This window comes from Echinicola marina (assembly GCF_020463795.1).
In the GTDB taxonomy this organism is placed as follows: domain Bacteria; phylum Bacteroidota; class Bacteroidia; order Cytophagales; family Cyclobacteriaceae; genus Echinicola; species Echinicola marina.
On the sequence record NZ_CP080025.1, the window covers coordinates 3,401,390 to 3,428,302 of the forward strand.

19 protein-coding genes are annotated in these 26,913 nt (G+C 40.0%); 13 read left to right on the forward strand and 6 right to left on the reverse strand.

Annotation, left to right across the window (positions count from 1 at the left end):
• Positions 1-36: 36 nt before the first annotated feature.
• The 6 genes from KZP23_RS13905 to KZP23_RS23145 all read right to left on the reverse strand — a co-directional run bounded on the left by KZP23_RS13905 (position 37) and on the right by KZP23_RS23145 (position 6,973).
• The gene (locus KZP23_RS13905) at positions 37-771 is read right to left on the reverse strand and encodes a glycosyltransferase family 2 protein (protein ID WP_226332346.1); all 735 of its coding nucleotides are present in this window, start codon (positions 769-771) and stop codon (positions 37-39) included.
• The gene (locus tag KZP23_RS13910) at positions 764-1,714 is read right to left on the reverse strand and encodes a glycosyltransferase family 2 protein (protein WP_226332348.1); all 951 of its coding nucleotides are present in this window, start codon (positions 1,712-1,714) and stop codon (positions 764-766) included. The genes KZP23_RS13905 and KZP23_RS13910 overlap by 8 nt, the downstream gene beginning before the upstream one ends.
• Before the next feature lie 7 nt (positions 1,715-1,721).
• On the reverse strand, positions 1,722-2,543 hold the full coding sequence (locus tag KZP23_RS13915; RefSeq protein WP_226332350.1) for a hypothetical protein: 822 nt from the start codon (positions 2,541-2,543) through the stop codon (positions 1,722-1,724).
• Between the two features lie 3 nt (positions 2,544-2,546).
• Positions 2,547-4,379: an ABC transporter ATP-binding protein gene (locus tag KZP23_RS13920; RefSeq protein WP_226332352.1), complete on the reverse strand. Its 1,833-nt coding sequence runs from the start codon at positions 4,377-4,379 to the stop codon at positions 2,547-2,549.
• A gap of 416 nt (positions 4,380-4,795) precedes the next feature.
• Positions 4,796-5,788: a glycosyltransferase family 2 protein gene (locus KZP23_RS13925; protein WP_226332353.1), complete on the reverse strand. Its 993-nt coding sequence runs from the start codon at positions 5,786-5,788 to the stop codon at positions 4,796-4,798.
• Between the two features lie 111 nt (positions 5,789-5,899).
• Complete coding sequence (locus KZP23_RS23145; protein WP_394370931.1) at positions 5,900-6,973, reverse strand: acyltransferase family protein; 1,074 nt, start codon at positions 6,971-6,973, stop codon at positions 5,900-5,902.
• A 324-nt stretch (positions 6,974-7,297) separates the two neighbouring features.
• On the opposite strand from KZP23_RS23145, the gene KZP23_RS13935 reads away from it, so the two are divergent.
• The 13 genes from KZP23_RS13935 (at position 7,298) to KZP23_RS13995 (ending at position 26,612) form a co-directional block, all read left to right on the forward strand.
• Positions 7,298-8,389 (forward strand): family 43 glycosylhydrolase, encoded by a 1,092-nt coding sequence (locus tag KZP23_RS13935; RefSeq protein WP_226332354.1) that lies wholly within the window; start codon positions 7,298-7,300, stop codon positions 8,387-8,389.
• A gap of 124 nt (positions 8,390-8,513) precedes the next feature.
• Positions 8,514-10,091, forward strand: a complete 1,578-nt coding sequence (locus tag KZP23_RS13940) for a family 43 glycosylhydrolase (protein WP_226332358.1) — start codon at positions 8,514-8,516, stop codon at positions 10,089-10,091.
• A gap of 35 nt (positions 10,092-10,126) precedes the next feature.
• Positions 10,127-11,140, forward strand: a complete 1,014-nt coding sequence (locus KZP23_RS13945) for a glycoside hydrolase family 43 protein (protein ID WP_226332360.1) — start codon at positions 10,127-10,129, stop codon at positions 11,138-11,140.
• A 118-nt stretch (positions 11,141-11,258) separates the two neighbouring features.
• A complete protein-coding gene (locus KZP23_RS13950) occupies positions 11,259-12,428 on the forward strand; it encodes a cellulase family glycosylhydrolase (RefSeq protein ID WP_226332362.1) in 1,170 nt (389 codons plus the stop codon).
• A complete protein-coding gene (locus KZP23_RS13955; protein ID WP_226332363.1) occupies positions 12,425-13,564 on the forward strand; it encodes a sialidase family protein in 1,140 nt (379 codons plus the stop codon). Before KZP23_RS13950 ends, KZP23_RS13955 begins: the two co-directional genes overlap by 4 nt.
• A 112-nt stretch (positions 13,565-13,676) precedes the next feature.
• Positions 13,677-14,792, forward strand: coding sequence for an acyltransferase family protein (locus KZP23_RS13960; RefSeq protein WP_226332365.1), 1,116 nt, complete (start codon positions 13,677-13,679; stop codon positions 14,790-14,792).
• 864 nt (positions 14,793-15,656) lie between these two features.
• Positions 15,657-16,256: an RNA polymerase sigma factor gene (locus tag KZP23_RS13965; protein ID WP_226332367.1), complete on the forward strand. Its 600-nt coding sequence runs from the start codon at positions 15,657-15,659 to the stop codon at positions 16,254-16,256.
• 93 nt (positions 16,257-16,349) lie between these two features.
• Positions 16,350-17,339, forward strand: coding sequence for a FecR family protein (locus tag KZP23_RS13970; RefSeq protein ID WP_226332368.1), 990 nt, complete (start codon positions 16,350-16,352; stop codon positions 17,337-17,339).
• A gap of 22 nt (positions 17,340-17,361) precedes the next feature.
• Entirely contained in the window at positions 17,362-20,706 is a 3,345-nt protein-coding gene (locus KZP23_RS13975; RefSeq protein WP_226332369.1) for a SusC/RagA family TonB-linked outer membrane protein, read from the forward strand.
• A gap of 12 nt (positions 20,707-20,718) precedes the next feature.
• The gene (locus tag KZP23_RS13980) at positions 20,719-22,131 is read left to right on the forward strand and encodes a RagB/SusD family nutrient uptake outer membrane protein (RefSeq protein WP_226332370.1); all 1,413 of its coding nucleotides are present in this window, start codon (positions 20,719-20,721) and stop codon (positions 22,129-22,131) included.
• An 82-nt stretch (positions 22,132-22,213) separates the two neighbouring features.
• Positions 22,214-23,500 carry a serine hydrolase domain-containing protein gene (locus tag KZP23_RS13985; protein ID WP_226332371.1) on the forward strand — a complete coding sequence of 429 codons (1,287 nt, stop codon included), beginning with the start codon at positions 22,214-22,216 and terminating at the stop codon, positions 23,498-23,500.
• Positions 23,501-23,509: 9 nt separating this feature from the next.
• Positions 23,510-25,039: a glutamate racemase gene (locus KZP23_RS13990; protein ID WP_226332372.1), complete on the forward strand. Its 1,530-nt coding sequence runs from the start codon at positions 23,510-23,512 to the stop codon at positions 25,037-25,039.
• Positions 25,026-26,612 (forward strand): N-acyl-D-amino-acid deacylase family protein, encoded by a 1,587-nt coding sequence (locus tag KZP23_RS13995; RefSeq protein WP_226332373.1) that lies wholly within the window; start codon positions 25,026-25,028, stop codon positions 26,610-26,612. The genes KZP23_RS13990 and KZP23_RS13995 overlap by 14 nt, the downstream gene beginning before the upstream one ends.
• Positions 26,613-26,913: the final 301 nt, after the last annotated feature.

Below are 26,913 nucleotides of genomic sequence, written 5' to 3' on the forward strand. Positions count from 1 at the left end.
ATTCTTATAATAACTTAAGTTGCGATGCAACAGCTATTATTTTAATCTCTTGGTTTTCCATAAATAGGACCAATAACTTCTTCCTTCCCATTTATATTCATAAAAGAACCTTTCTTTGGCAGTTAACCTTCGTCTCTCGCGGGTCCTTTTGGTGTTTAATGTTTGGCTTTCCAGATGGTCAACGATGGATGAAGTCACCAGAGCATGTTTGAGGCCATGTTTTTGCAACGTCATGCTGTAGTCATTGTCTGCAAACCAAAATTTGAACCTGGGATCTAGCTTACCAGTGATAGCCAGTATTTCCCTTTTAAAGAACAAGCACCATCCAGTTAGCTCTTTCCTTACTTCATGTCCATAATATATTCCACTATTAAGCGCTATTCCATGATTTGGATGATGGATAGAACATGCTGGGGAGGCACTACGTAGTTCGTGATCCTCTTGAAAAGCTTTTAAAATTTCACTAGCCCAGCCTTTATGAAATTCTAGGTCATTATTGCAGATACAAACAAATGGAGATTGGGTCATCTCAATCCCAATGTTCATATACTTATGGTATCCAAATTTCTCCTTTGGATATATAGTCTGCGTATTAGGGAAATCATACTTTTCAGCACTTTTATACGATTCAATTACTACTGTATTGAAGCGGATGTTTTTTGGAAGTTCGGAATCATAAAGCGTCCTTAGTGCTGTTTCTGTTAGCTTTCTTAGTTCCGGTCTTTTAGCATAACTTAAAATAATAATATCTATGTCAACTGGATTATTCATTGTTGGATGGTGATTTTAATTGCTGATAAATGGCTTTTATATAGTATATACCAAAATCAATTGTGTTGACATATTTTTTTATTTTCTTCAATTCTGCAAAATTCCATGGGCCAATCTGATAGAGTAGTTTTTTAAAATTCCACTTATAATACTTCTTATTCAAGGAGTGAAGCAACTGTTTTTCTTGTTGATTAAATCCAGATTGCTCAATCATTTTGTTGAAAAGACTTCTTATTAGGATGTCACCTTCTTTCATCTTAACTAAGTTTTTTTTGCTAACACTAGTAGGATGAAGCCGGTTACTTGTATATGCCTTTGGATGATTTAAGTAATGGAATGAGCAATTGGCAAAGCCAAGTCTTGACCAAAATATCCAATCTTCTAGTAAAGCGACGCTATCTGGGAACTGAACTTCCTTTTTGAGAATGGATGCTTTTAATAGCGGACTACTGATGACCGAAATATTATGATGCAGCATGGCCTTTACTGTTTCGATTCCCCTACCTTGGAGTTTATACATCCACTCTTTATTATTCATTTCTGAATCGTAACTTAGGGTTTCGGGTTGGTGATCTCTGAAATAAAAATTGTTTGTATAGCTAATATCGATATCAGGATTACTTTCAAAATGCCTGATTTGGAGAGAAAGCTTTTCAGGACTTATTAAATCGTCTCCGTCTAAAAATTGCAAAAAATCTCCACTTGCAAGCTTAATACCTTTATTTCTAGCAGCTGATACACCACTGTTTTGCTGTTTGTGATACAGGAATCTCTTTTCTTTACTAAGGTATTTATTGACTATTTCCTCGGTGTTGTCCGTAGAGCCATCATCTACAATTATACATTCCCAGTTTTGATGAGTCTGTTCTAGGACAGATTCCAGTGTTTGGCTAAGTACAAAACCATAATTATAGGTAGGGATAATGATAGATATTTTATTCATCAATAACTTAATTAAGACGATTTCTCTTTCCCTTAAAAAACTTATCGTATTGCCTTATGAAGAACAGTACCAAGTTTGTATTAAACAATGCTTTTTTCCATGGATTTGATCCTAAATAAAATCTTGCGGCTGTTGAAGCCATAAACCTTGGGCGTAGTGCTTTGCTATATTTGGCAATAAAATCATTCTTGGCCTCTATAAAAGTATTGTTCAAATTACCATCGCTTTTGTGAAGCAGATTAAAATTGATGACATAAGTATGATAGCCTAAAATTTGAGCTATGAGACAAAGATCTGCCCCGTACATATGGAATCCTTTTATATCTGCAGATAATGTAAGGTTGGCTTCATTTTTTACTAGCATAAAATTTTCATCAATCGACATGACCCGAATAGGGGCATCTTTTTCTGCAAAATCGATTCCTTCAGTACCTTGTTTCAGGTTTCTAGCAAAGTACTTCATATTTACCCTCCCCGCATTGCCAAGAACTCCCCACATAGGATCCTTAGCATCAATCTCTTTTATTCTTTCCTCAAGAATAGCTCTCTTATCATCATGCATGATAATGTCCTGATGACAGATGATAATATATTTCCCTTGTGCTTTCTGGAGGAATAGATTGAGTCCTTTATAAGCATCAATGGAATTTCCGGTAGTGTTGTCTATTATCAAATATTCACAATCGTCTTCTCCAAATCCAGCTTTCAGGCAAGATGCTTTCATCTCATAGTACTCTGTATGGTTAGTTACGAGAGTACAGATGGAATACTGAAAAGGATGTTCCTTTACTTCAGTTATCTTAATGGATGGATTGACCTGATGCTTCATTCTTTATCCTTCAATTTCTGTAAACTGTTGCATATTGACCAGCTTATTATACAAGCCATCTTTGGCTACGAGCTCCTGATGGCTGCCCTGTTCGATGATCTTTCCATCTTCCAATACCACGATAATGTCGGCGTTCTGAATAGTGCTTAATCGGTGGGCTATGACCAGGGAAGTACGGTTTTTCATTAGCTTGTTCAGGGCATCCTGTACCAGTTTTTCTGATTCTGTATCCAAGGCAGAAGTAGCCTCGTCCAAGAGCATGATAGGAGGATTCTTAAGCACTGCCCGAGCAATACAGATTCTTTGTTTTTGCCCGCCAGAAAGCTTTAATCCACGGTCGCCCATATTGGATTGATAGCCATTTTCGGTTTGCATGATAAATTCATGCGCATTGGCAATCTTAGCAGCTGCTTCCACTTCTTCTTGTGTAGCTTCAGGTACGCCAAAGGCTATATTATTGAAAATACTGTCATTGAATAGGATGGATTCCTGGTTGACCATTCCCATCAGGTTTCTCAATGAATCCATGGAAATATGGGAAATATCATTACCGTCTAATAATACCTGGCCACTGTCCGGTTCAATAAAACGTGGCAATAAGTCCATCATAGTGGATTTTCCTCCACCAGAGGGGCCTACCAAAGCCACCATTTTTCCTTTGGGAATGGTTAAGTTAACATCTTTGAGTACTGGCCTTCCTGGATAGGAGAAGGAAAGGTCTTTGATTTCTATTTGCTCATTGAATGCTTTGATGTCTATGGCATCTTTAGCGTCATTGATCGCAGGCTTTTCATCTATTAGGTCCAAGACCCTTTCTCCAGCAGCCAATCCTGAATGTATAGAGCTAAAGGAGTTGGTCAGTGCTTTTGCCGGACGCATCACCTGACTGAATAAGGCGATATAAGCGATAAAGTCAGATGCACTGAGTTCAGATTGGTTGTTGATGATCAAGGAGCCTCCGTAAAGTACAATACCTGAAACCATGGTTACACCCAAGAATTCGGAAACAGGAGAACTCATTTGTTGGCGTTTGGCCATTTTCTTTCCTAGCATGGAAAAGCGGACATTTTCACCATGAAATTTGTCCTTGATCATTTCTGTGGCATTGAAGGCTTTGATGATCTTAATGCCTGAAAGGGCTTCATCCAAATAGCTGATCATTACACCGTAAAGGTGCTGGGCTTGGGAAGCTTGTTTTTTTAGTCTCTTGACTATTTGAGCTATAAAAAATGCTGAAACCGGAATGACCAAAAGAGAAAAGATGGTCAGTTTATAAGATATGGCAAAGAGCATGAAAATATAGGCGATCAGCTGTAGGGGTTCCTTAAAGATCACCTGCAAAGTCCCAGTGACTGAAAACTGTACCACTTGTACATCGGATGATATTTTGGAAATGATATCTCCTTTTCGCTGGTTGCTGAAATAACCCACATGTAGGTTCATCACATTATCAAAGACTCTTTTTCTTAAGTTCAATAAGGTGTGAATCCTTAGATTCTCCATGACCAATTGGGAGAGGTAGCGGAAGAGGTTGCCCAAAAGCACTGAAATAATGATTACCGCACATACTGCTTGGAGTGCTCCCAATGGACCATATTCGACTTTAGCGATATTTGCATAATAGTTGAGATAGCCAAAAACGTCCGTCCAACTTTCTGGTTTAAGGATTTCTGCAGTATCGTCTCCCTGAGTATTGAACAAAGTGCTCAATAATGGAGCAAGCATGGCCAGGTTGAGGGTATTGAAAATCACGCCCAACAAGGTGAAGATCAAGTAAGGGACAGCGAACTTTTCTATAGGTTTGGCAAATGCCAGTAATCTGAAATAGGTTTTCATTTAATATTTAAATATTTTTTCGACTGCATGTTCCATAAATAGATACGGATGCATGCAGCTTAATTTTCTGCAAAGGTACTTTATTTAATTTGCTTGCCCACTTTTTTTACACACTACAGAGTAAGGTAGATGTTTATACATCAATCCGAGAGGTAACATATATCTAAACACAAAGTGTTTTATGACGTGAGCTTCTAATCGATGTCATTCCGACAAAGGAGGAATCTCTTTAGTTAATTGTTACTGGAAGAGATGCTTTCCCGAAAGTAATTGGGACAGGCTATATAGTCAGTATGACAATTTGATTCATGTTACTGTCAATGCTAAGAGGAACGACGAAGCAATCTCCTTTTTAGAAGTTGAGATTGCTATATATCACTTTCACTTCGTTTATATTGAAGGATAAGCAGATCTTTTCACGCTTTCAACCTCTCAATTTTCCCGCTCTTTAAGGAGTCAAAGACGTTTTTTCGAATATCAAACAGACCTTTATATCCTTGATGTTTTTTCATTAGATCTTTTATTTTTTTTCTGGAAAAGTGGATATCAGGTTTCTTTTTTAGATAACTAAAATAGGCCTTGATAATCCACCATTTCCCCAATAAGGCTCTTATAAATACTTCTATAGTCAATAATTGAATTTTCCAAAGAAACAGCTTGATTCCATCCAAGTGAACGGCCTGAAGAATAAATTTATTCCTGTATAAGACAGGGTAAAGTGTCTTTTTGGAATGTTCTTTTTTGGTGGTGGAGGATACTTCATGATGACAAATGGCTTCATGTTCATAGTAACATTTCCATCCAAGCCTCCAGGCCCTAAAACTCAGGTCTACATCTTCCACATAGAAGGGCGAATAGATTTCATCAAATCCTCCAAGTTCAATTAACTTTTTACGGTCCACTAAAGCATTGGCACCGGAGAGATAGGCCGTAGGTGTCTTTTGGGAAATATCCTTGTTGATATAGAAATGGGTAGCTTTGAATTTTAATCCTTGAAAGGCCATCATTCTGGCAGCATCTTCTATTTTACCTGCCGGATTAATGATCCTTCCCATTACTCCAAAGGTGTCTTGAAGATCAAAATAAGGCCAAAGTTTTGCGAAATAGTTTTCTTCTAGCTTTACGTCTGAATTAAGCAAAAGCACCAGATCATGCTGGGCCATTTGGATGCCTTGATTGCAGGTGAAAGAAAAACCACAGTTTTCTTTGTTGGCCAATAGGATAATATTTGGGTAGTATTTGCTTATGAAATTAAGGGAACTGTCTTGGGAGGCATCATCCACAACGATTATCTCAAAATCAGCCCCAGAATTTTCAATGGCCCTATATGTATAAGGCAGGTACTTTTCGAGCAATGTTTGCCCATTATAGTTGGGGATGATGATAGAGATACTTTTGGTGTATGACATTAAATTATGGGATCAATTTTGGCTAATGGTACTTATACGGGAATTTTCGGAAAAATGAGACAGCAGTTGATTTTATTTTAGAACAAAAATAGCGCTATTTGTCAAAATTAATTACATCAAAGTTCTCAGCCTATTTTTAAGAGGGGTTTCCACAAAATAATAAAGTAGAAAGGAAATGAAATAGAGCATAATAAGCAGTAATAACACAGAAGAAATGTGGATATCCAAGTACTCTTGGAAAATGCCAGCATGGATCAAATAAAAGGCATAGCTGCTTTTGCCCAGAATCTGAATTGGTTTTGAACCTAAAAATCTTTGAATCCAGGTTTTTTCATTGAGTAATCCCCAAAAGAAAGGGGCTATTCCGAATAAGGGTAAAATGAAATTGTTAATTATGATTCCCTGCCAACTGTGATCTCCGGTATCCGGGAACTTGGCAATAATCGATAAGGCATAAATAGAAATAATTATTCCAAATCCCCCTAGGAATGTACACCGCTTGATATGTTTTTTTTTGTTTTGAACATAAAACTTCGCTAATACCATCCCTACCAGAAACTCGAATACTCTTCCAAAAAAAGAAAAGTTAAACAGGAATTTCAAATTTGGGATAAAGTCAGAAGCTAGTATATGTTGGCCTAAATATCCAACAATAATACCTAATGTGATGATAGATATGGAAAGCGTGATGATCCTTGTCGGGATATTTTTAAAAAGAGCTGGGGCTAATATTGGTGAGATCAAATAGAAACATTCTTCTACAGATAGTGTCCATGCTTGAGGAATTCCGGTGAATATAAAACTGCTGAAGAACCCCTTTAATAGAGTGAGGTTCATTAACAATTCAAGGAGCTTGTTGTAGGTAAATGATTGATAATATCCTACATAAATTACGAATGTAAAAATGGTCAATAGAAAATATAATGGATATATTTTAGTGAACCTATTCCAAAGGTATTCCTTGTAGTCGAAATCTTTATTCAATAGGTATTTATAGGTTATGATGAAACCACTTAATACAAAAAAGATGGTTACTCCTACGTGAAATTCTTTGATGGATTTAATGAAAAATAATGGGCTTTGTTCAATAGTAAATGGGGGGATATGATGAAAAAACACCATCAAAGCTGCTATGAATCTGATACCGGTGAGCGCTGGTAAATATGGAGTATTCAATTCATTCAAAATTAAAGAAGTAAGGAATGGTTAAAATTGTTTGGGATTTATGGATTCAAAAGTGAAACAAATGATAGACAATTTTACGGTCAAATATTAACTTTTCTTCATGAAATCCCATAAATCCATCAACATGACGATGTCTAATAGCAACTTTGGCTTAGGAGAAATGAGTGGAAAGTAGCGAAAAATCCTTTTGTGGCCTCTTTAGAAGAATAATTGCCAATTCCTGACGGTTTTTTGCTACCGTCCTTTCTATTTATTGGAGTAGTTTTGAGTTATTGAATCATCCTAGTTGATGCTTGCTAAGTAGGTTGGCCCAAAATAATTACTATGAATGAATATATTTACCATTATCCCAAGCGGTTTCATAAACTGTTTTTAGCGAATGTTTTTTTGAGGTCGCTATTGAATGTTGCTTGCTTGGTGCTTTTTTTATTGCTGTCGAGCAATTCCCTGATGGCTCAACATGATGATCTTAGCCATGCACCTGCTCCGATATTTAGAGATCCTATTTATGATGGGGCGGCAGATCCTGTGATGGTGTGGAACAAAGGTGAACAATCCTGGTGGATGTTATATACTGCCCGAAGGGCCAATATGCCCACACAAGATGTGTCTGCCTATTATGGAAACCGCATTGGAATAGCGGAGACAAAGGACCATGGGCAAACTTGGGTTTTTAGAGGCTATTTGGATTTGGAATTTGAAAAGGGCTGGAATACTTTTTGGGCACCAGAAGTGATTTGTCATGATGGAAAGTACCATATGTTTGTTTCATATATTCAAGGCGTAAGAAATCATTGGGGAGGAAAGAGTAATATCCATTATTTTACCAGCAAAAATTTGTGGGATTGGGAGCATCATGGTCCCCTGACGCTTTCCTCTGATAAGATCATTGATGCTACGATTTTCAAAATGCCCAATGATAAGTTTCGTATTTGGTATAAAGATGACAGCCGTGGAGGTATTACCATGGTGTCGGAATCGGATGATTTGGTGAATTGGGAAACAAAGGATATACCCGCTATTGGCGGTGGGGCGCACGAAGGCCCCAAAGTGTTTGAATACAAAGGTTTCTATTGGATGCTTACTGATGAATGGCATGGATTGAGAGTATATCGCTCAAATGATCTTCAAAATTGGGAGAAGCAGGGACTTATTTTGGACAAGCCTTCCACCAGAGAAGATGATCGTCCAAGTGGGGCACATGGGGATGTGTTGGTTTTTGGAGATAAAGCTTATGTTTTTTACTTCACACATCCAGGAAGAAACAGCCACTCAGAGACCAAGCCTGATCAATCCTTTCATCAAAACCATAGAACTACTATTCAAGTGGCTCCTTTGACCTTTGATGGAAAAAGCCTGAAGGCAGACAGGAATAAGCCCTTTGATTTTTATTTACCTGATAAAGAACTAGATTAAACCATAGATAAAAAAATAACCCTATACCTATTGAACCCGTTGCGGGCAAGCTTTGCAAACTGTACATTACAGTTTGTGGGCTCTGCCCTCAACAAATACAATGGGTACTTAACTGATATAGAAAATGAGCACCAATAGAGTTACGCTGCTTTTATCATTTCTGGCCTTTTTGATTATTAGTGCCTGTCAAACGGCCAAGGATAACAAAGAAGCACAAACAGCATCAGCCACTGTTATCGTAAATCCAGTTTTGCCTGGAGACCGTCCGGATCCTACGGTGGTAAAGGTCGGTGAGTACTATTACGCTTCCACTACCTCCAATGAGTGGGCCCCGCTTTTTCCCATTTATAAATCTCCAGACCTGGTACAATGGGAATTGGTCAATTATGTGTTTCCTGATGGAGCACCCGAATGGGCCAGGAATAATTTTTGGGCACCGGAGCTCTCTTATGATGAAAAACAGGGTAAGTTCTATGCTTACTATACTGCCAGAGATAAGACCAGTAACCGTCTAAGCGTGGCCGTAGCCAGTGCTGATTCCCCTGAAGGTGAATTCAAAGATCATGGGCCATTGGTAGCACAAGAAGCGGGCTCAATAGATGCGTTTGAGGTGCGGGATGAAAATGGAAAACTCTACCTGACATGGAAGGAAGACGGTAACAGTAGGGGCCTTCCTACCCCAATCTGGGCACAGGAGATCAATGAGGAAAGGACCCAGTTATTGGGCGAGCCAAAGGAGCTTTTCAGAAATGATGTGGATTGGGAGTTGAACCTGGTTGAAGGAGTATGTATTTTCAGGGAAAACGATTATTTCTATGCCACCTATTCTGCGGGGGCCTGCTGTGATAAGGCCTGTAATTATAAAGCAGGAGTGGCCAGGGCCAAATCGCTTTTGGGGCCTTGGGAAAAATATGAGCATAACCCTGTTTTGAAGGACAATGAAAACTGGAAGTGTGCTGGTCATGGAACGGTAGTAAGAAAAGACGGAGATCATTATTTATTATACCATGCATACAGCACCCAAGGGAGTGTTTTTGTGGGCAGGGAAGGTGTCTTGGAAAAAATCAAGTGGACCGAAGAGGGATGGCCGATTTTTGAGAACAATGCCAGTTATGATCGCGAAAAAGTTTCTTTGACATTTTCTGATGATTTCAATCCTGAACTGAATCCTATTTGGCAGTGGAGAGTGACCCAAGATATTCAATATTCCACTGGTGAAAATGGCTTATTGTTAAAGGCTTCGGAAGAAAATGAGGGACTGGGTTCATTGCTGGTACAAACTTCCACCTCAACAGAATATGAGATAGAAGTAGGAATCGACCCGTCTAATTCAGATGCTATGGGTGGTTTGCTATTGGTAGGAGGTGCAAATAACGGTTTTGGCGCACCGGTAGCAGGTTTTGGGATTGGTATTGTGGATGACAAGGTGCAGGTGATAGAAAACAGGGATAAAGCATTAGTAGTAAAGGCAGAAGGAAGCTTGAAGACTAGTGAAAAGGCCAATTTAAGAATGGTGGTAAAAGAGGGACATTTGCTTCAATTTTCCTATGCTGAAACTGAGGGAGAATGGGTGAAGCTTGGAGAAGAATATGATGCGGCGCATTTGGTGCCTTGGGGTATGGGCTTCCGATTGGGGCTTTTTGCCAAAGGAAGTGAAGCTCAAACGGTGAATTTTAAAAATGTTAATATTGAACATAAATAATTGAAAAGGTATAATACATTAAACCCACTAGAAACATGAAAAAAATAAACGGACTTTTACTATTTGCCCTGGCGGGGACTTTTGCCTGCAATACCAAGTCAACGGTAGAAGGGGAGGCCAAGGAAGAGGTGCAGGAAAGCACCAAAATGTCTGGAAATCCAATTTTTGAGGGTTGGTATGCTGATCCTGAGGCCATCGTTTATGATGACACCTACTGGGTGTACCCAACTTATTCGGATGCCTATGAAAAGCAGGTGTTCATGGATGCTTTTTCATCCAAGGATTTGGTGAATTGGACCAAGCATGAAAGAATCATAGATACGACAGAGGTGAAATGGGCAGAAAAGGCCATGTGGGCACCTGGAGTAATCAGTAAGGATGATAAATATTATTTGTTTTTTGCTGCTAATGATGTCCATGAAGGAGAGGTGGGAGGTATTGGTGTAGCCATTGCTGACCAACCACAAGGCCCTTTTAAGGATTTATTAGGCAAACCTTTGATCAATGAGATTGTCAATGGTGCCCAGCCTATAGACCAGTATATATTCAAGGATAAAGATGGAACCTATTATATGTATTATGGAGGATGGGGACATTGTAATATTGTGAAATTGAATGATGATTTTACGGGTATTGTGCCTTTTGAAGATGGCGAAATGTACAAGGAAGTCACTCCTGAAGGTTATGTAGAAGGACCGTTTATGTTTATCCGTGATGGTAAATATTATTTTATGTGGTCGGAAGGTGGCTGGGGAGGACCTGACTATTCCGTAGCCTATGCCATTGCTGATAGCCCATTTGGACCTTTTAAAAGAGAAGGGAAGATTCTTCAGCAAGATCCTGAAGTAGCTACCGGTGCAGGACACCATTCGGTTATCCAAGTTCCTGGAGAAGATGAGTATTATATAGTATACCATAGAAGACCATTGACAGAAACCCATCATAACCATCGAGCGACCAGTATTGATAAGATGGAATTTGATGAAAATGGAAAAATCAAACCTGTGAAAATCACCTTTGAAGGTGTGGCAGAAAGAGAAATAGATTAGTTATTGATCAAATGAATTAGCATGAATTATCCACAGATGGACACTGATTAACACAGATATTAAAATTAATTTTTGGATCTGTGCCTATCCTTTAAATCTGTGGTCTTAAGAATAAAATATGGGAAGTAAGTATTTGAAAATATTGAATTGTTTGGGGCTAATTGCAATTGCGATTAGCTGCGGACCAAAAGGAGGAGCTGGAGAAAAGCAATCCGAATCAGAGGCAAGTGAGACAGTGGAGACTGTAGCAAGATGGTCCAAAGAGAAAGCAAAGGCTTGGTATGCCGATCAAGAGTGGTTGGTAGGGGCCAATTTTAATCCAAGCAATTCCATCAATCAACTGGAAATGTGGCAGGAAGCAACCTTCTCTCCTGAGTTGATTGATAAGGAACTGGGATGGGCAGAAGAAATAGGTATGAATACCATGAGGGTTTACCTCCATGATTTAGCATATAAGCAGGATCCTGAAGGGTTTTTGGATAGGATGGATACGATGCTGGGGCTTATGGATAAGCATGGTATGAAACCTTTATTTGTTTTCTTTGATTCTTGTTGGGATCCATTTGTAGAGGCTGGAGAGCAGCGTGCCCCTAAGCCTCATGTCCATAATTCCGGCTGGGTACAAAGCCCTGGTTATTATGCTTTGGCCGATTCTACCCAATATCCTAGACTGGAGAAATATGTGAAGGCTGTTGTTGGTAGGTTTGCAAAAGATGAGCGGATTTTAGGTTGGGATATATGGAATGAACCGGACAATGATACAGGGGTTTCTTACCGCGATAAGGAGCATCCAAATAAGGTGGATTATGTATTGCCGCTGATGAAGGAGGCATTTACTTGGGCAAGGTCACAAAACCCTGTTCAACCTTTGACATCTGGGGTTTGGTTGGGTGATTGGTCATCTGAAGAGGTAATGAGCCCTATTCAGATAGCCCAAATTGAAAATTCTGATATCATATCCTTTCATAATTACGATTCTCCGGAAGAATTCCAAAAGCGCATCAATTGGTTAAAAAGGTATGACCGTCCGATGATCTGTACAGAATATATGGCACGTCCAAACGGAAGTACCTTTGAAGGATTTTTACCTATTGCCAAAGCGGAAAACATCGGGATGTTTAACTGGGGCTTGGTAGATGGCAAGACCCAGACCAAATATCCTTGGGACAGTTGGGAAAAGACTTATACAGATGAGCCTGAATTATGGTTTCATGAAGTATTCCATACAGATGGTAGACCATACAAAAAATCTGAAACAGATCTGATCAAATCTTTGACAGAAAGATGAAAACTGAGAGATTGAACCTGTGGGGTTTTTGTATTTTATTATTCATGACTTCCTGTTCCAGCTTAGGAACGGGAAGTTCCCCTAGTCCCGCAGATTATACCATCCATTGGGATCAATCTAGTCTCGAAAGGGTTTCTACCGACAGTTTTCGTTATTCGGGTTATGCCCGGGCAAGGGTCTTGGCCAATGGACAACTAGGGGTTGCTTTTGAAGCAGATGGAAATATATTTTTTAGGCTTAAAGATCAGGGAACTTGGGGGACGCCCATTTTGGTAGCAGCTAGGCAGGATGGAGTAGGAATGTCCGTTCCTGATTTTACAGTGCTTGAAAATGGGGATATTTTATTGGGCTATAACCCTCGGCCAAGAAGAGATCAGTCGGGAAAGCACTTTGCCATTAGGACGATCAGAAGCAGTGATCATGGTCAAACTTGGAAAGAAGACCAATTGGTTTATTCGGCAGGGACCAGTTTTGAAAACGGCTGCTGGGAACCTGTCTTTTTACAATTACCTGATGGTACCATCCAATTATATTTTGCAGATGAGGCTGTCTTTACTTCCTCTAATGAGCAGAGGATCGCTATGGTAGCCTCGCAGGATGGAGGACATAGTTGGACCAAGGAAGCAGAAACGGTTAGTTACCGCAAAGGAAGCAGAGATGGTATGCCTGTGCCTATTGTATTGGAAGGCAAGGATGGTATAGCCATGGCCATAGAGGATAATGGCTTTGGTCCTTTTAAGCCCTATATTATTCATAATGAGGGAATGGATTGGAATGGAACCGTGGGCGCGGATAGCCCCATGCGCAAATATGCCCTCGCAGAGAAAATTCCACAAGAAGATTATGTGGGTGCGCCTTATTTGGCCCAGTCTGACATTGGTCTTACTTTATTGTCCTTCCAGTGGGGGGATAAGCTGGAAAATGCACAAATGGCAGTAGTGATAGGGGATGAACATGCACATAACTTTACCAGTCCTACCTGGCCTTTTGATATGAAGGAAGGGGGCATCGGACATTGGAATAGCATTACTGTCTTGGACGATGGCCGTATTTTGGCCCTTAGCAGTACCAATGCCTATTCGACAAAGGGAAATACTGAAGTCTGGATGATCAAAGGGGATTTGGTCAAAAAGTAATGCGGTGATAAGCCTGTTCCAGTAATTTATATAAACGGTTACTGTATATTCCGCCTAAATTATTTCCTTGCGAAAGCATTCAAAAGAATCTGAAATAATAAGCAGTAGATAAATGTATTCCACCGTAAGTAATACCAAGCTTCTGAAAACCAAGAAGCATTATGAAATTCTAGACGGACTTCGTGGATTGGCAGCCGTGGCTGTAGTCGTTTTTCACTTTATGGAAATTATAGTTCCGGATTACCATGATAATTTTATTGCTCATGGTTATTTGGCTGTGGATTTTTTCTTTTGCTTATCGGGTTTTGTAATTGCTTATGCTTATGACAATAGGATAACGAAAATAGGAGCAGGGCAGTTCTTTAAGATGAGGCTAATACGTTTACAGCCTTTGGTGATTATTGGTTCTATAGTAGGGCTTTTTGCATTTGTGTTTGATCCTTTTAGTGATCTGATTTTTGAATATAGTTTCGGAGAAAATGTGATGTTATTTGTGACTTCTTGTTTGATGATTCCATATCCATTGGTTCCTGAACGCTATTTCAATAATTTTCATTTGAATCCTCCGACCTGGTCGTTGTTTTGGGAGTATATTGCTAATATTATATATGCCTTTGTCCTATTTAAATTACGTAATAAGGCTTTATGGCTGCTTGCTGTTTTGGCAGCGATCGTGCTTTGGTATTCAGCGTATTATTATGAAAACCTGAGTATAGGATGGGGAGGAGATAATTTCTGGGGTGGAGGAGCTCGTATTCTTTTCTCATTTTTGGCAGGGATGTTGGTTTATCGAAATAACTGGATTATCAAATCTAGGCTGGGATTTGGTGTACTCTCAGTCTTATTGATGGCCGCTTTATTATTTCCTTATGAAGCCTCTATCAACTGGATAACGGAGTCTGTGATTGTAATCTTTTATTTTCCTTTTCTAGTAGCTTTAGGGGCTGGAGCGACATTGAAACCTTCACACCAAAAGATCTGTGTTTTATCCGGCGAAATTTCTTATCCACTCTATATGGTCCATTATCCGTTTATATGGCTGTTTTATAGTTATTGGGAAGCTTACAGTCCAGATATGAATGAACTGATCCTTATCACCTGTTTTGGGACGGTGCTTTTGATAGGCCTTGCCTATGTTGTTATGGAATATATGGATAAGCCCATTCGGAGATATTTAAAAGATAGACTGAAAAGGAAAGCTCAGGTAAAGAAAAGTCTGGTTGTTTAAAAATTTCAGACCTCAATGTTTTCTATCGTTTTAAGGGTTCTATCTGATTTACTATGGATAACTAGATTTAGGAAGGCATGACAAATCCAGTTTAGGTTACAAATCACGACCTTTATGCCTTTTTCTGCTCAGACCAAAAAGTGTGAAAAAATTCTACTGCTGAATACACTTCATGCAGCAACTAATTTCATCCCGTAAAACCTCAGTTAAGTACCTGCAAATTTTCAGGTTTGATAGTGGTACTCCTTTGGTGGAGTTCAGGTTTTATTGCCTATTTCGGTGTATTACGTCCTTACCCTGACTTCACCTTGTTTTGGGGTAAAACAGAATAATCTTCGGATCACTCAAGGATCACCTTCGTATCACCTTCGGATCAAGCTCGGACATTACCGAGAGAAATCCGAAGATAATTTGGGTATGTAACCTGTTTGATCCAAAGAAAAGTAAACGGAGTAACGGATCTATCCTAAGGGAATGGTTAAGACGTTGGAGGGAAGTGGTAGGTTGGTAGTATTAATACCAAGCCTCTTCCCGTGCTTCAGACAGCCCAAAAAAGATTCCAAATGGAATGCGGATGGTGATCATAAGTATTGGTCTTGAAAAGGAGGACTTTTAATCAAGATCAATAGCTGCAGGACAGATCAGTTTATATTTTCCCCAAAAATCAGCATGATTTCATTACTCCGTATTTCGTTGTATGGATTAGCCATACTATTTCATATGGTATTGTTTTAATTTACCGTTAAAATGAAAAAAATGATGTCTGCTACTGGTTTTTAGTTTGTTAAAGAAAGCTTGTTTGTGAATATTAAATATTTTTTTTCACCTTTAGGCTTCTATTTAATCGAGGAGTAAGGTCTGTTTATGCTTAATACCAACTATCAGGAAAATGAAAATGCGATCATCGATCAATTAGCCCATGGCAATGAGCAAGCATTTTCCAAGGTGTTCAAGGAATATTCTCCTCAAGTGTATTACATCGCTTTAAAATATTTAAAGTCGGAGGATTTGGCCAATGATGTGGTACAAGATACTTTTTTGAAGCTCTGGAATTATCGCGCTCATATTGATTCAAAACAGCCCATTAAGCCTTTGATCGTTACTTTTGCAAAGCGAATCATTCTAAACATGATTCGGGATGAAAAGCGAAAAATTATTAAGCATGTGGAGTTATTGGCGACGAATTCACCGGCTACCAACAAGACGGAAGAACAAGTGATTTATAATGAAACCAATAAGGTTTATCAAGAAGCCATTAAATCTTTGCCTGAAAAGAGAAAAGAGATTTTTTTATTAAAAACGGTCCACGGGCTCAGTAATGAAGAGGTGGCTGAAAAGCTGGAAATTTCTATCAATACAGTTAAGTCTCAGTATACAAAGGGATTGAAATCTGTACAAGACTTTGTGAGTAAGTATTATTCAGTGATCGCGCTGTCAGTTTATGCGATGGATAAACTTTCTTGATCCTCCAGAAATATGAAAAATAAACTTTTTTTCATCCTAGCGTAATACTTCGGTAACCTTCGGGTGTATTCCTTACAAAACACCCGAAAGTCAATGAACCGACCTAGTGAGGAAAAGTTAGCCAGTTATTTCAACAATCAATTGAAAACCAGTGAAGCCAAGAAAGTTTTGGACTGGTTGTCCACGCCCGAAGGTCAACAATACCTGAGTCTGCGCTTGGATGAGGACTTTGCTACCATGGATCAAGGTCAGAAAACCATCCTGAGACCAAAAATCACCGCGGAAGATATTCTCAAGGCATCCCATTCCCTGGAGCACAAACCCGCAATGACCAAAAGACGGAATGCAATAGGCCAGGGTTCAATGGCAGCCGTTTTGGGAGCCTTGGCATTGCTTACTGCTGCGCTGGTTTATTTTATCATGGGTTGGGGGACTTATAAGACCTATCGGACGGCCTATGCAGAATCCGCAGACGTGGTCCTTCCTGATGGATCCGCTGTGCATATGAGTGGTAATAGCCAACTCAAATTCAAAGAGGGATGGCTGGATGATGAGGCCAGGGAAATTTGGTTTGAGGGCGAAGGATATTTCGACATAGTTAAGATGAAAGCGGCCAATAAGTTTACCGTACACACGTCAAGGAAATTTGATGTACAAGTATTGGGCACCACATTTACTGTGACAGCAAGACCTACTACCTCTAGGGTAGTGCTGGAATCAGGTGCCGTTGCACTTAAGATAGCGCAGACCACCGGAGAGGATGAGATCAAGATGGTTCCTGGAGAATTGGTGGAGATAGATCATCAAAATGATTTGTTGATCAAAAAGGAAGTGGAAACTCAGATATATACCAGCAGGAAGAATGACAAGCTTGTTTTTGATAAGACACCGCTAAAGGAGATCGTCAGGATTTTGAAAGACGATTATGGATTTACGGTTATCGTCAATGATGCTGAGATGTTGAATGAAAAATTATCCGGTGTAGTCCCTTCAAAGAATGTGGATGACCTTTTGGATGGACTTCGTTCTTTATTGGAAATAAAGATCGTAAGGGAAGAAAATGTAATCAAATTAATTCACTAACCATATCTAACCCATAAACAATATGAAAGTAAAGTTTTTACCGATTATGGGGTGCGTTTTAGCTTGGAATTTGGGGATGGCAAGGCCTGCGCAAGAGACCTTGTCCTATAATTACCAAGTGGAGAATACACGCTCAAACAAAACAAAGACGGTCAGCCTCACCGATCTTTTGAAAACTGTAGAAGGTAAATATGGCGTTTCGTTTTTGTATAAAGATGAAATCAGTCAGTCAATGGTAAAAGGGGATTTCCAATTGCTGGAAAGCCTTAGCCTTGGTGAGGTGCTGAAACAAATTACCACAGAAAACCCCGCTTTGGAGTTTGACCGGATCAAAGCCAATTTTTATACCGTAAAAAAGGTAGATAGAGATCAGGCTACTGTGCCCCAAACATCAGCAAGAAGACTGGAGCACATGGCCGTGAGCAATTCAAAGAGAATAGATAGGACTGTAACTGGTGTGGTGACCGCAGGTGATGGGGAGACCCTGCCAGGGGTGAGCATTATGATAAAGGGGACCACTAGAGGAACGATCACTGATTTGGACGGTTCCTTTGAACTGAATGTCCCTGATGGTCAAGTTACCTTGGTGGTATCTTTTGTAGGCTATAAGAAAAAAGAGGTGACCGTGAATGCTGGCCAAAGCCAGCTGGACGTAGTCATGGACAATGATGTTCAGACCTTACAAGAGGTGATCGTAGTAGCCTACGATGAGCAGTCAAGGGCCTCCTTTACAGGTTCTGCTGTGGACGTGAAATTGGAAAAGGTACAAGGTGCACCAAGGGCTTCTTTCCAGGAGAGTCTGCAAGGTAATATTGCTGGTGTTCAGTCAGCATCTCCGAGTGGTCAGCCAGGATACTCTCCAAATATCCGAATCAGAGGGGTGGGCTCTATCAATGCCAGCTCTGATCCCCTATATGTCATAGATGGGATACCTGTTGTGGCGGGTAATATTTCCCAGATTGCAACCAGTTCCAATACCATTGCTGGATTGAACCCCAATGATATTGCTTCTATGACAGTATTGAAAGATGCATCGGCTACTTCTATTTATGGGTCTAGGGGCGCCAATGGGGTGATTTTGATAACGACCAAACAAGGAAAGTCAGGAAAGACCAAGTTCGATGTAAGTGTGCAAAGGGGCACCAGCCAGGTCCTATTGGATGATAGGAACAAGCCCTTGACCACTCCAGAGTTGGCGGAGTTGCTGGTAGAATCCAGGGTGAATTATGGTGATAGTCCCCAAGAAGCCGAAGATTATATTTATAGTAGAATAGATGAAAATATCAATACCAACTGGTTTGATGTAATCACCAGGGACGGTTCTTACCAACAGTATTTTATCAGTGCTTCTGGAGGAAACGAAAAGACTAACTTTTATTCTTCAGTAGGTTATTATGATCAAGAAGCACCGATTATTGGGATTGATTATGAAAAATTAAATGCCAAGGTTAATGTTAGGCATTCTGCCACCAGTAAATTGACACTGGATTTGGGCTTGGCTGCCAACACGCAGATCATGCATACCAATAGTGAGGCAGGAAGTGCCAATAACCCTGTAAGAAGTATGTTCAGGGAAGTACCTTGGGAGCCGGTATATAATGAGGATGGAAGTTATAATACGGACATTCTCCTGACCTATAACCCGGTGGGTTTGGTGAATGAAAATATTCGGGAAACGAAGCTTTATAATGCTTTGGGTAATGTAGGTCTGAAATATGATATCATGGACAATTTCTCTTTTGAGACCAGGGCCAACTTGGACTTTAATCTGGCAGATGAATTTCAATATGATAATCCTTATTTCGGAGAAGCAAGAAATGATGGGGGTCGTGGAAGAGCTTATACCAATATCGTGGTCAATTGGAACGTGACTAATTTGCTTAAATACAGGTGGGTAATGGATGATGATAACAGTGTTAGCTTTACCTTAGGGCAGGAAGCACAGCAAATCTCCGCTAATTCCGTTTATGCTTATGCGAGTAATTATGGAGCTCCAGGCCTGACTACCTTAGCCAATGCCTCTGTTTACAAGAATGCCTCATCTGAAAAAACCGCATCCTCCATTTCATCCTTTTTTCTAAGTGCCAATTACGCTTTTGGTGAACGCTATTACTTAAATATAACGGGGAGAAGAGATGGCTCATCTCGCTTTGGTTCATCTGTTCGCTATGCCAATTTTGGCTCTGTGGGCTTGGGATGGAATATACATAAAGAGACTTTCTTTGGAGAAAACTTCGTGGATGAACTGAAGCTTAGAGGTAGTTATGGTATCAATGGTAACCAGGGAATTGGAGATTTTGAATCCAGAGGTCTTTATAATACTGGTAATGATTATAATGGCATGCCAGGTTACGCTTATTCCCAACAATCCAATCCTTATTTGACTTGGGAGAAGAACAAGCCATTGAATATTGGGCTGGATTTCAGGGTGTTTAAACGCTTGAGCGGTACAGTGGAATATTATAACCGCGTCACTTCAGACTTACTGCTCAATGTGCCAATTTCAGGTACAAATGGTATTACCAGTTATTTGGCAAATATTGGGGAAATGCAAAACAGTGGTTGGGAATTTAGTTTGAGCTCAGTAAATATAGACCAGGCAGAGGGCTTTTTCTGGAGCACGGATTTTAACTTGACTACCAACAAAAACGAAGTACTTAAGCTAAATGAGGATGAAGCTATAGTGGACGGGCAGTATATTCGTAGAGAAGGAGCGGATTTTTACACCTTCTATATGCCAGGTTACGCAGGAGTAGATCCCGAAAATGGAGATGCGCTATGGTACACGGATGCTTCAGAAACAGAAACGACCAATGATTATGGTAATGCTGATCCTTATGAGCAAGGAAGTGCCTCTCCTAAGTTTTTTGCCGGATTGACCAATAATTTGAGTTATAAAGGTTTCAACCTGTCTTTCTTATTCTACCTTAATTATGGCAATAAGGTCTATGATTATTGGGGGCGCTATGTAGCCAGTGATGGAAGTGCCCAATTGAATGACCGGGGTAATATGAGCCGAAAGATTTATGAAAGAAGATGGCAGGAACCAGGAGATATTACGGATGTTCCTAAAGTCGTATGGGGAAATACCCAGTCTGGTAGTTCCAGTCAACATTCATCCCGTTTCTTATATGATGGAACTTACTTGAGATTGAGGGATATAACCTTGTCTTATAACCTTCCCAATACACTTTTGAGCAGGTTGAAAATCAGTAATGCCAAGATCTACCTTAGAGGGAATAACCTATGGACTTGGGTAAATGACAAAGACCTGGAATCAGATCCAGAAGTGGGTATTGCAGGGATGACGGATTTGCGTATTCCTACTTCCCGGCAATATTTGATAGGTATAGACTTTTCATTTTAAAAAGGCATAATCATGAAGAAAACAACAATATATTTTCTTGCAGGAGCATTGGTTATGGGAAGTCTGACTTCCTGTAGCGAAAAGTTTCTTGAAATTGATCCAGAACAAAGTGTAGCAACCAATAATGCCATCACAGATGTAAATACCTTACAGACAGCTTTGAACGGTACTTATAGTAAACTTCAGGGAAGTGGCTATTATGGACGTTCTGTCTATGTGATTCCGGAATTGATGGCAGATAATCTTTATTTGAGCTTACGAAATACAGGTAGATATTTGGACTACCATAATTTTATCGTGCGGGAGCAGGATAGCTATGCCGAGGACCTGTGGAATACAGCTTATGAGGTGGTGATCAATGCAACCAGGGCCATCCAAGGTGGAGAGGCATTGATGCTCAATGGTGCTCAGCAGGAGGAAGCCAACCAAATGATAGGGGAGGCTTATACATTAAGGGCTTTGGCTCATTTTGATTTAACGCGCTTTTTTGCACAGCCTTTTAATTTTTCAGCAGGGGCAGGCCATGCTGGAATTCCAGTTATTGAATCTATCGGTGATGATCCGATTTCGCCTTCCAGAAATACGGTGAAAGAGGGTTTCGATCTGATCATTAGTGATTTGAATAAGGCCATTGAACTGATGAGCAAAGCAAGCGCTAACGGGACGCTGTCCAGCAATGCAGCAAAAGCATTATTGGCCAGGGCATACCTTTATACCGAACAATACGATTTGGCTGCAGATATGGCCACTGAGGTGATCGAAAGCGGTGACTATGGCTTATTGGATGCGGAGAATTATAGCGCTATATGGTCAGAGGATTACAATGCGGAAGTTATTTTCGAAATTGTCAATACCATAGCGGACAATGCGGGAACCAATGGCCTGGGACATTTCTTTGATGAGGCAGGTTATGCGGACGCTTTGGTTACGGAGGGCCTTTATGGAATATATTCAGATTCGGATGTAAGAAAGTCCGCAATTGAAAGAAAGCCAAAGAGCGGAGCGGAAGATGATGCACTATTTGTGATGAAATTTCCTCAGGGAGCCTTGCAGGATGATGATGTCAAAATATTAAGGATTGCTGAAGTGTACCTGATCAGGGCCGAGGCATATGCTCAATCTGGTCAGCCAATAATGGCCTTAGAAGATTTAAATACCATAGTGCTGTCCAGAGATCCGGAAGCCGATCCAGTGGTAGCAAGCGGAGATGCATTATTGCTTAGGATATTGGATGAAAGAAGAAAAGAGTTGGCTTTTGAAGGACACCGTTTGTTTGATTTGAACAGAAATAAAATGAACGTGAATATAGATCAAGGTGTAGCGGTGATAGAGGAAAGCTATCCCAATGATCGCTTTATTTTGCCGATTCCATTATCAGAGTTAAATGCGAATCCAAATATAGCGCCTCAAAATCCAGACTATTAACCCTTATATAATGTGTACAGCCGAGGGAAGTCAATGATTTCTCTTGGCTGTTTTTATCAAGGTATCTGCTATGAAAAAAGCAATGATAAGAATAATCCCCCAACTCTTTTTGGGCGTGATGCTCCTCGTAAGCAGTTGTGGAGGTCATCAAGGCGGTTTTGTTGCTCAGGGTAATGAGAAAGCAAAAAAACTGGATAGCCTGTTCAATTATTTGTATGAGCATCGATTGTTTAATGGTGCTGTAGCGGTAGTTGATAGGGGAGATATTATATTCCGTAAAGGGTATGGATTAGCTAATCTGGAAGATAATACGCGTTTTAGTCCACATACAGCCATGGAAGTAGCTTCTGTTTCCAAGCAGTTTACCGCTGCGGCATTGCTGCATTTGGAACAAGAGGGGAAATTGTCCTTGAATGAGGATATTCGCAACTATTTACCAAAAGGTTTTCCTTATGAAGGGGTGAAAATCAAACATTTGCTCAGTCACACGGGAGGATTGCCAGATTATACGGCTTATTTTATAGAAAACTGGCCAGTTGATCAAATGGCCAATAATAAGGATATTTTGGCTTATTTTTTAGAATTCAAGCCAAAGCCTATGTTTAAGCCGGGAACGGATTATTCCTATAGCAATACCGGTTATGTAATGCTGGCAGAAATAGTTGAAGCCGCCTCTGGACAGGCTTTGGATGGGTATTTAGAAGAAAACCTTTTCCGGCCGTTTGGATTAAAGCAAGCAAACTTTTATCAGCGCTCAGAAATTTATGATATGGAAGGTTACGCGCCATCATTTATGTGGTCAAAGGATTCCTGTGCTTATATAAGACCTGAATATATGCCGGGAAAATCGTATTATTATTTTTTGAGTGATCGATTAGGGCCAGGTAGATTGTCTTTGAGTATAGAGGATTTACTCCGCTGGGATCAGTTATTGTATACCAATGCGTTTTTGGAAGAAGATCGTAAACAAGCTATGTTTAGGCCTGTAGACTTTGAAGGAGTGGAGACGGATTACGGCTATGGTTTTCACAACTATTCAGATGAGGAAGTGGGGGATGTAAGTTATCATACGGGAAGTTGGGCAGGCAATCTAAGTTATATCAAGCGGTTTAGGGACATAAAAAGTACGGTTGTTTTGCTTAACAATACCCATCATGGTGCTTATATAAAGGAAATCAGGGAAGCTGTGGATGCCATAACCATTGGCCGGGATCCTGCTCCTATTTTGCCTGATTTAAAAGAAAAATATGACAAGCTTTCCTGTGAACCTGGATTTGACCTCAATACTTGGTTGAAAGGAGTAGATAAAGATCATTATTCTTATGCTGATAAGGATCTTCAAGCGATAAAACAAAATCTTCATCAATAGGAAATTGCAATGAGACCAATGAAAAAATATGGCCTTTTGGCTGGTATTACCTTTGTGCTGTATTCGTGCAGTGAGAAAGTAGCCAATAAAGAAAAAGCCCCACAACCTCATTCGACGGCCATTGAAAAGGCCATTTTAGAAGAAACGGACAATTTTTACTATATCGATTTTGAGCAGTATCCTGAAATGGACAGCAACTTGCCAATTGGTGTGTTCGATTCAGGAACTGGTGGTTTGACCGTATTGGATGCGCTTGTACAGTTTGATGAACACCAAAATGGAAATCAGCAGCAGGGCAAGGATGGGAAACCGGACTTTGAGGGAGAAAAATTTATTTACCTTGCCGATCAGGCTAACATGCCATATGGCAACTATTCAAGTGAAGATAAAACGGATCTTTTGGTAGAACATATCATCAAGGATACCCAATTTATGCTTTCCAATAAATATTATGAAAGCAAAAGCGCTACTGAATTTGCTATTAACAAAAGCCCCATCAAAACGCTTGTTATTGCATGTAATACAGCTACGGCCTATGGTAAAGAATTAATTGATTCCTTTATTCAAAAATCGGGAATTGAGTTATATGTAATTGGAGTGATTGACGCAGGGGCGAGAGGGGCTTTACAGGAATTGAGTAAAGATGAAGATGGTGCTATAGGCGTGATGGCAACTGTTGGTACGGTAGCTTCAAAGGGATATGAAAACACCATTATGCGGATCAAAGATGAACTTGCATATACGGGCAATATCCAAGTCTATAATCAAGGTGGTCACGGTATTGCAGAAGTGGTGGATGAAGAGCCTGATTTTATAGATAGAGATGCCGCATCGCCCCGGAAAAATTACCGTGGTCCATCTTTGGAAAGTGCGGAATTTCCTATAGATAAGACCTTGATGGATATCTATAATTTTGATTTTGACCATTCCAAGATGCTTTGCGATTCCAGGAATACAGATGATTGTCAAGTACTTCAAATCAATGATTCCGAGAATTATGTTCGATACCACTTGGTCTCTTTGATGGAACAAATCAGAAAGGATCCTAAAGCATTACCTTTAAAAGCAATTGTATTGGGCTGTACACATTATCCTTACCTGACTTCCGATATCGATATGGTCCTGGATGAACTTTATGAGTACCAAAAGAATGGGAAATACATCTATAGAGAATTTATGGAAAAGGATGTGGCTATCATCGATCCTTCTATCAATGTGGCAAAGGAACTTTATGCTTACTTGTCCGAAAAGAAGCTTTTTAATCCCAAAGGAAGCATAAAGGACAGTGAGTTTTATATCAGTGTTCCCAATCAAGATAATGCAAAGGTGAAGATCGATGAAAATGGCCGCTTTCCTTATGCTTACAAGTATGGTAGAAATGAAGGGGAGATCCAAGAATATGTGAAAGTAGTGCCATTCTCTTCGGAGAATATTCCAGCAGAAACAATAGAGCGGCTTTCTAGTTCCATTCCATCGACTTTTTCACTTATCCCTGCCTTGGCAAACACTCCAAAATTGACAGGCAATGAAAGCAACTGAAATGAAACAAGAGCAAGTTCCCTTTAGGGTTTATTGGATTGGCCTTTGTTTATTATGGTGCTTTTCATGTCAGCCAAAGGTAAAAGTGGACTTGCTGATTACTGGAGCTAAGGTATTTGATGGTACTGGTTCTCCAGCTAAAGTTTTGGAGGTGGGCCTTACGGATGATCGGATAAGTTATGTGGGAGAAAGCGGTGAGCGTAAGGTAGAGCCAAAAGAAGTTATAAATGCGGAAGGGCTTTATTTGGCACCTGGTTTCATAGATCCACATACCCATGTGGATAGGGAATTGTCTGATCCAGAACAAAAAGGAAATATTAGGTACTTAAAACAGGGCGTGACTACTGTGTTTGCTGGAAATGATGGAAGCAGTCCAATGCCCATCAAGAGAAAGCTTGATGAATGGGAACGGGAAGGAATAGGTACCAATGCGGCACTTTTGGTGGGCCATGGTTCGGTGCGACGGGTGGTGATGGGCATGAAGGCTGAGGAGGCCAGTCCTGAAAAGTTGGAAGAGATGAAAAAAGTGGTGGAACAATCCATGAAGGATGGCGCCTTTGGGATTTCAACAGGGCTATTCTATGCACCGGGAAGTTTTGCCAATATGCATGAAGTCATTGAGTTATCTAAAGTAGTCTCGTCCTATGATGGTATTTATGATACTCATATGAGAGATGAAGGCTCTTATAATATTGGCTTGATGAATGCAGTGAAAGAGACAATTGATATAGGAAGGGCGTCTGGAGTGGATGTACACATCTCTCATATTAAATGTCTGGGCACTGACGTTTGGGATAAAAGCCCTGAAGTTATCCAGCTTGTAGAAGATGCCAGAAGGGAGGGGATTAAAGTTACCGCCAATCAATATCCCTATTTGGCATCACGAACTACCTTAAAAGCAGCATTGATTCCAAGGTGGGCAGAAGATGGTGGTTACGAAAATATGGTAGCCAGATTTGATATGCCGAGTCTTCGTGATTCGATTGTTTCGGGAATTGTAGAGAATATCCGTAAGCGGGGCGGTGCTGAATCGCTTATTTTTTCTGCTGCGAAGGATTCTAGCATGGTTGGACTTAGTCTTGGGGATATGGCCAGACAACTGGCATTAAGTTTACCAGAAACGGTGAAAGAAGTGCTCAAAAAGGATGGAGGTATTCAGGTCATTTCCTTTAATATGAAAGAGAGTGATCTCAATCTATTTATGCAACAAAAATGGGTCATGACAGGTTCTGATGGAGGCGCAGGACATCCTAGACAGTTTGGGACTTTTTCGAGGAAGATGCACAAGTATGTGATGGAGGAAAAAGTGATTGATCTGCCTTTTATGATTCACAGCTCTTCAGGTTTGACAGCTACAACTTTTAAAATAAAAGATAGAGGATATATAAAAGAAGGATTCTATGCTGATTTGATTCTTTTCAATCCCTCAAAAGTAAAGGATTTAGCTTCTTTTGAAGCCCCCTATGAAGAAGCCAGTGGAATGGAATATGTGTGGGTAAACGGTGAAATGGCTATCGAAAAAGGAAAATACACAGGAAAACTCGCAGGAAGATCTTTAAGACATGAGCTTTAAGGGGATTAAAACAAAAAAGCCATGAAACAATATCTCATAGCTTTAGTCAATTAACAATAAACCCAAAATAACCTGCTGTAGGAGAAGGACTCGAACCTCCACGGAGTAGTTAGGCAAAACACGAGCTCGATATTTGCTTTATCCCAGATTCTCCACCCTCGAGACAGGAGGGCTTGTCTGCCAATTTCAACACCCTACAGTATAAAAGACCATTTGTCTTTGTTTGATATTTCAAAGGTAGGTAAAGTTGTGTTTTGATGCAAATATTTTAACAAAATAATTTAAAATATGTTTATATGTT

Excerpts from the sequence above, each read along its gene's own strand:
- KZP23_RS13905 (WP_226332346.1), bottom strand. The coding sequence starts at position 771 with ATGAATAATCCAGTTGACATAGATATTATTATTTTAAGTTATGCTAAA.
- KZP23_RS13910 (WP_226332348.1), bottom strand. The coding sequence starts at position 1,714 with ATGAATAAAATATCTATCATTATCCCTACCTATAATTATGGTTTTGTA.
- KZP23_RS13915 (WP_226332350.1), bottom strand. The coding sequence starts at position 2,543 with ATGAAGCATCAGGTCAATCCATCCATTAAGATAACTGAAGTAAAGGAA.
- KZP23_RS13920 (WP_226332352.1), bottom strand. The coding sequence starts at position 4,379 with ATGAAAACCTATTTCAGATTACTGGCATTTGCCAAACCTATAGAAAAG.
- KZP23_RS13925 (WP_226332353.1), bottom strand. The coding sequence starts at position 5,788 with ATGTCATACACCAAAAGTATCTCTATCATCATCCCCAACTATAATGGG.
- KZP23_RS13935 (WP_226332354.1), top strand. The coding sequence starts at position 7,298 with ATGAATGAATATATTTACCATTATCCCAAGCGGTTTCATAAACTGTTT.
- KZP23_RS13940 (WP_226332358.1), top strand. The coding sequence starts at position 8,514 with ATGAGCACCAATAGAGTTACGCTGCTTTTATCATTTCTGGCCTTTTTG.
- KZP23_RS13945 (WP_226332360.1), top strand. The coding sequence starts at position 10,127 with ATGAAAAAAATAAACGGACTTTTACTATTTGCCCTGGCGGGGACTTTT.
- KZP23_RS13950 (WP_226332362.1), top strand. The coding sequence starts at position 11,259 with ATGGGAAGTAAGTATTTGAAAATATTGAATTGTTTGGGGCTAATTGCA.
- KZP23_RS13955 (WP_226332363.1), top strand. The coding sequence starts at position 12,425 with ATGAAAACTGAGAGATTGAACCTGTGGGGTTTTTGTATTTTATTATTC.
- KZP23_RS13960 (WP_226332365.1), top strand. The coding sequence starts at position 13,677 with ATGTATTCCACCGTAAGTAATACCAAGCTTCTGAAAACCAAGAAGCAT.
- KZP23_RS13965 (WP_226332367.1), top strand. The coding sequence starts at position 15,657 with ATGCTTAATACCAACTATCAGGAAAATGAAAATGCGATCATCGATCAA.
- KZP23_RS13970 (WP_226332368.1), top strand. The coding sequence starts at position 16,350 with ATGAACCGACCTAGTGAGGAAAAGTTAGCCAGTTATTTCAACAATCAA.
- KZP23_RS13975 (WP_226332369.1), top strand. The coding sequence starts at position 17,362 with ATGAAAGTAAAGTTTTTACCGATTATGGGGTGCGTTTTAGCTTGGAAT.
- KZP23_RS13980 (WP_226332370.1), top strand. The coding sequence starts at position 20,719 with ATGAAGAAAACAACAATATATTTTCTTGCAGGAGCATTGGTTATGGGA.
- KZP23_RS13985 (WP_226332371.1), top strand. The coding sequence starts at position 22,214 with ATGATAAGAATAATCCCCCAACTCTTTTTGGGCGTGATGCTCCTCGTA.
- KZP23_RS13990 (WP_226332372.1), top strand. The coding sequence starts at position 23,510 with ATGAGACCAATGAAAAAATATGGCCTTTTGGCTGGTATTACCTTTGTG.
- KZP23_RS13995 (WP_226332373.1), top strand. The coding sequence starts at position 25,026 with ATGAAAGCAACTGAAATGAAACAAGAGCAAGTTCCCTTTAGGGTTTAT.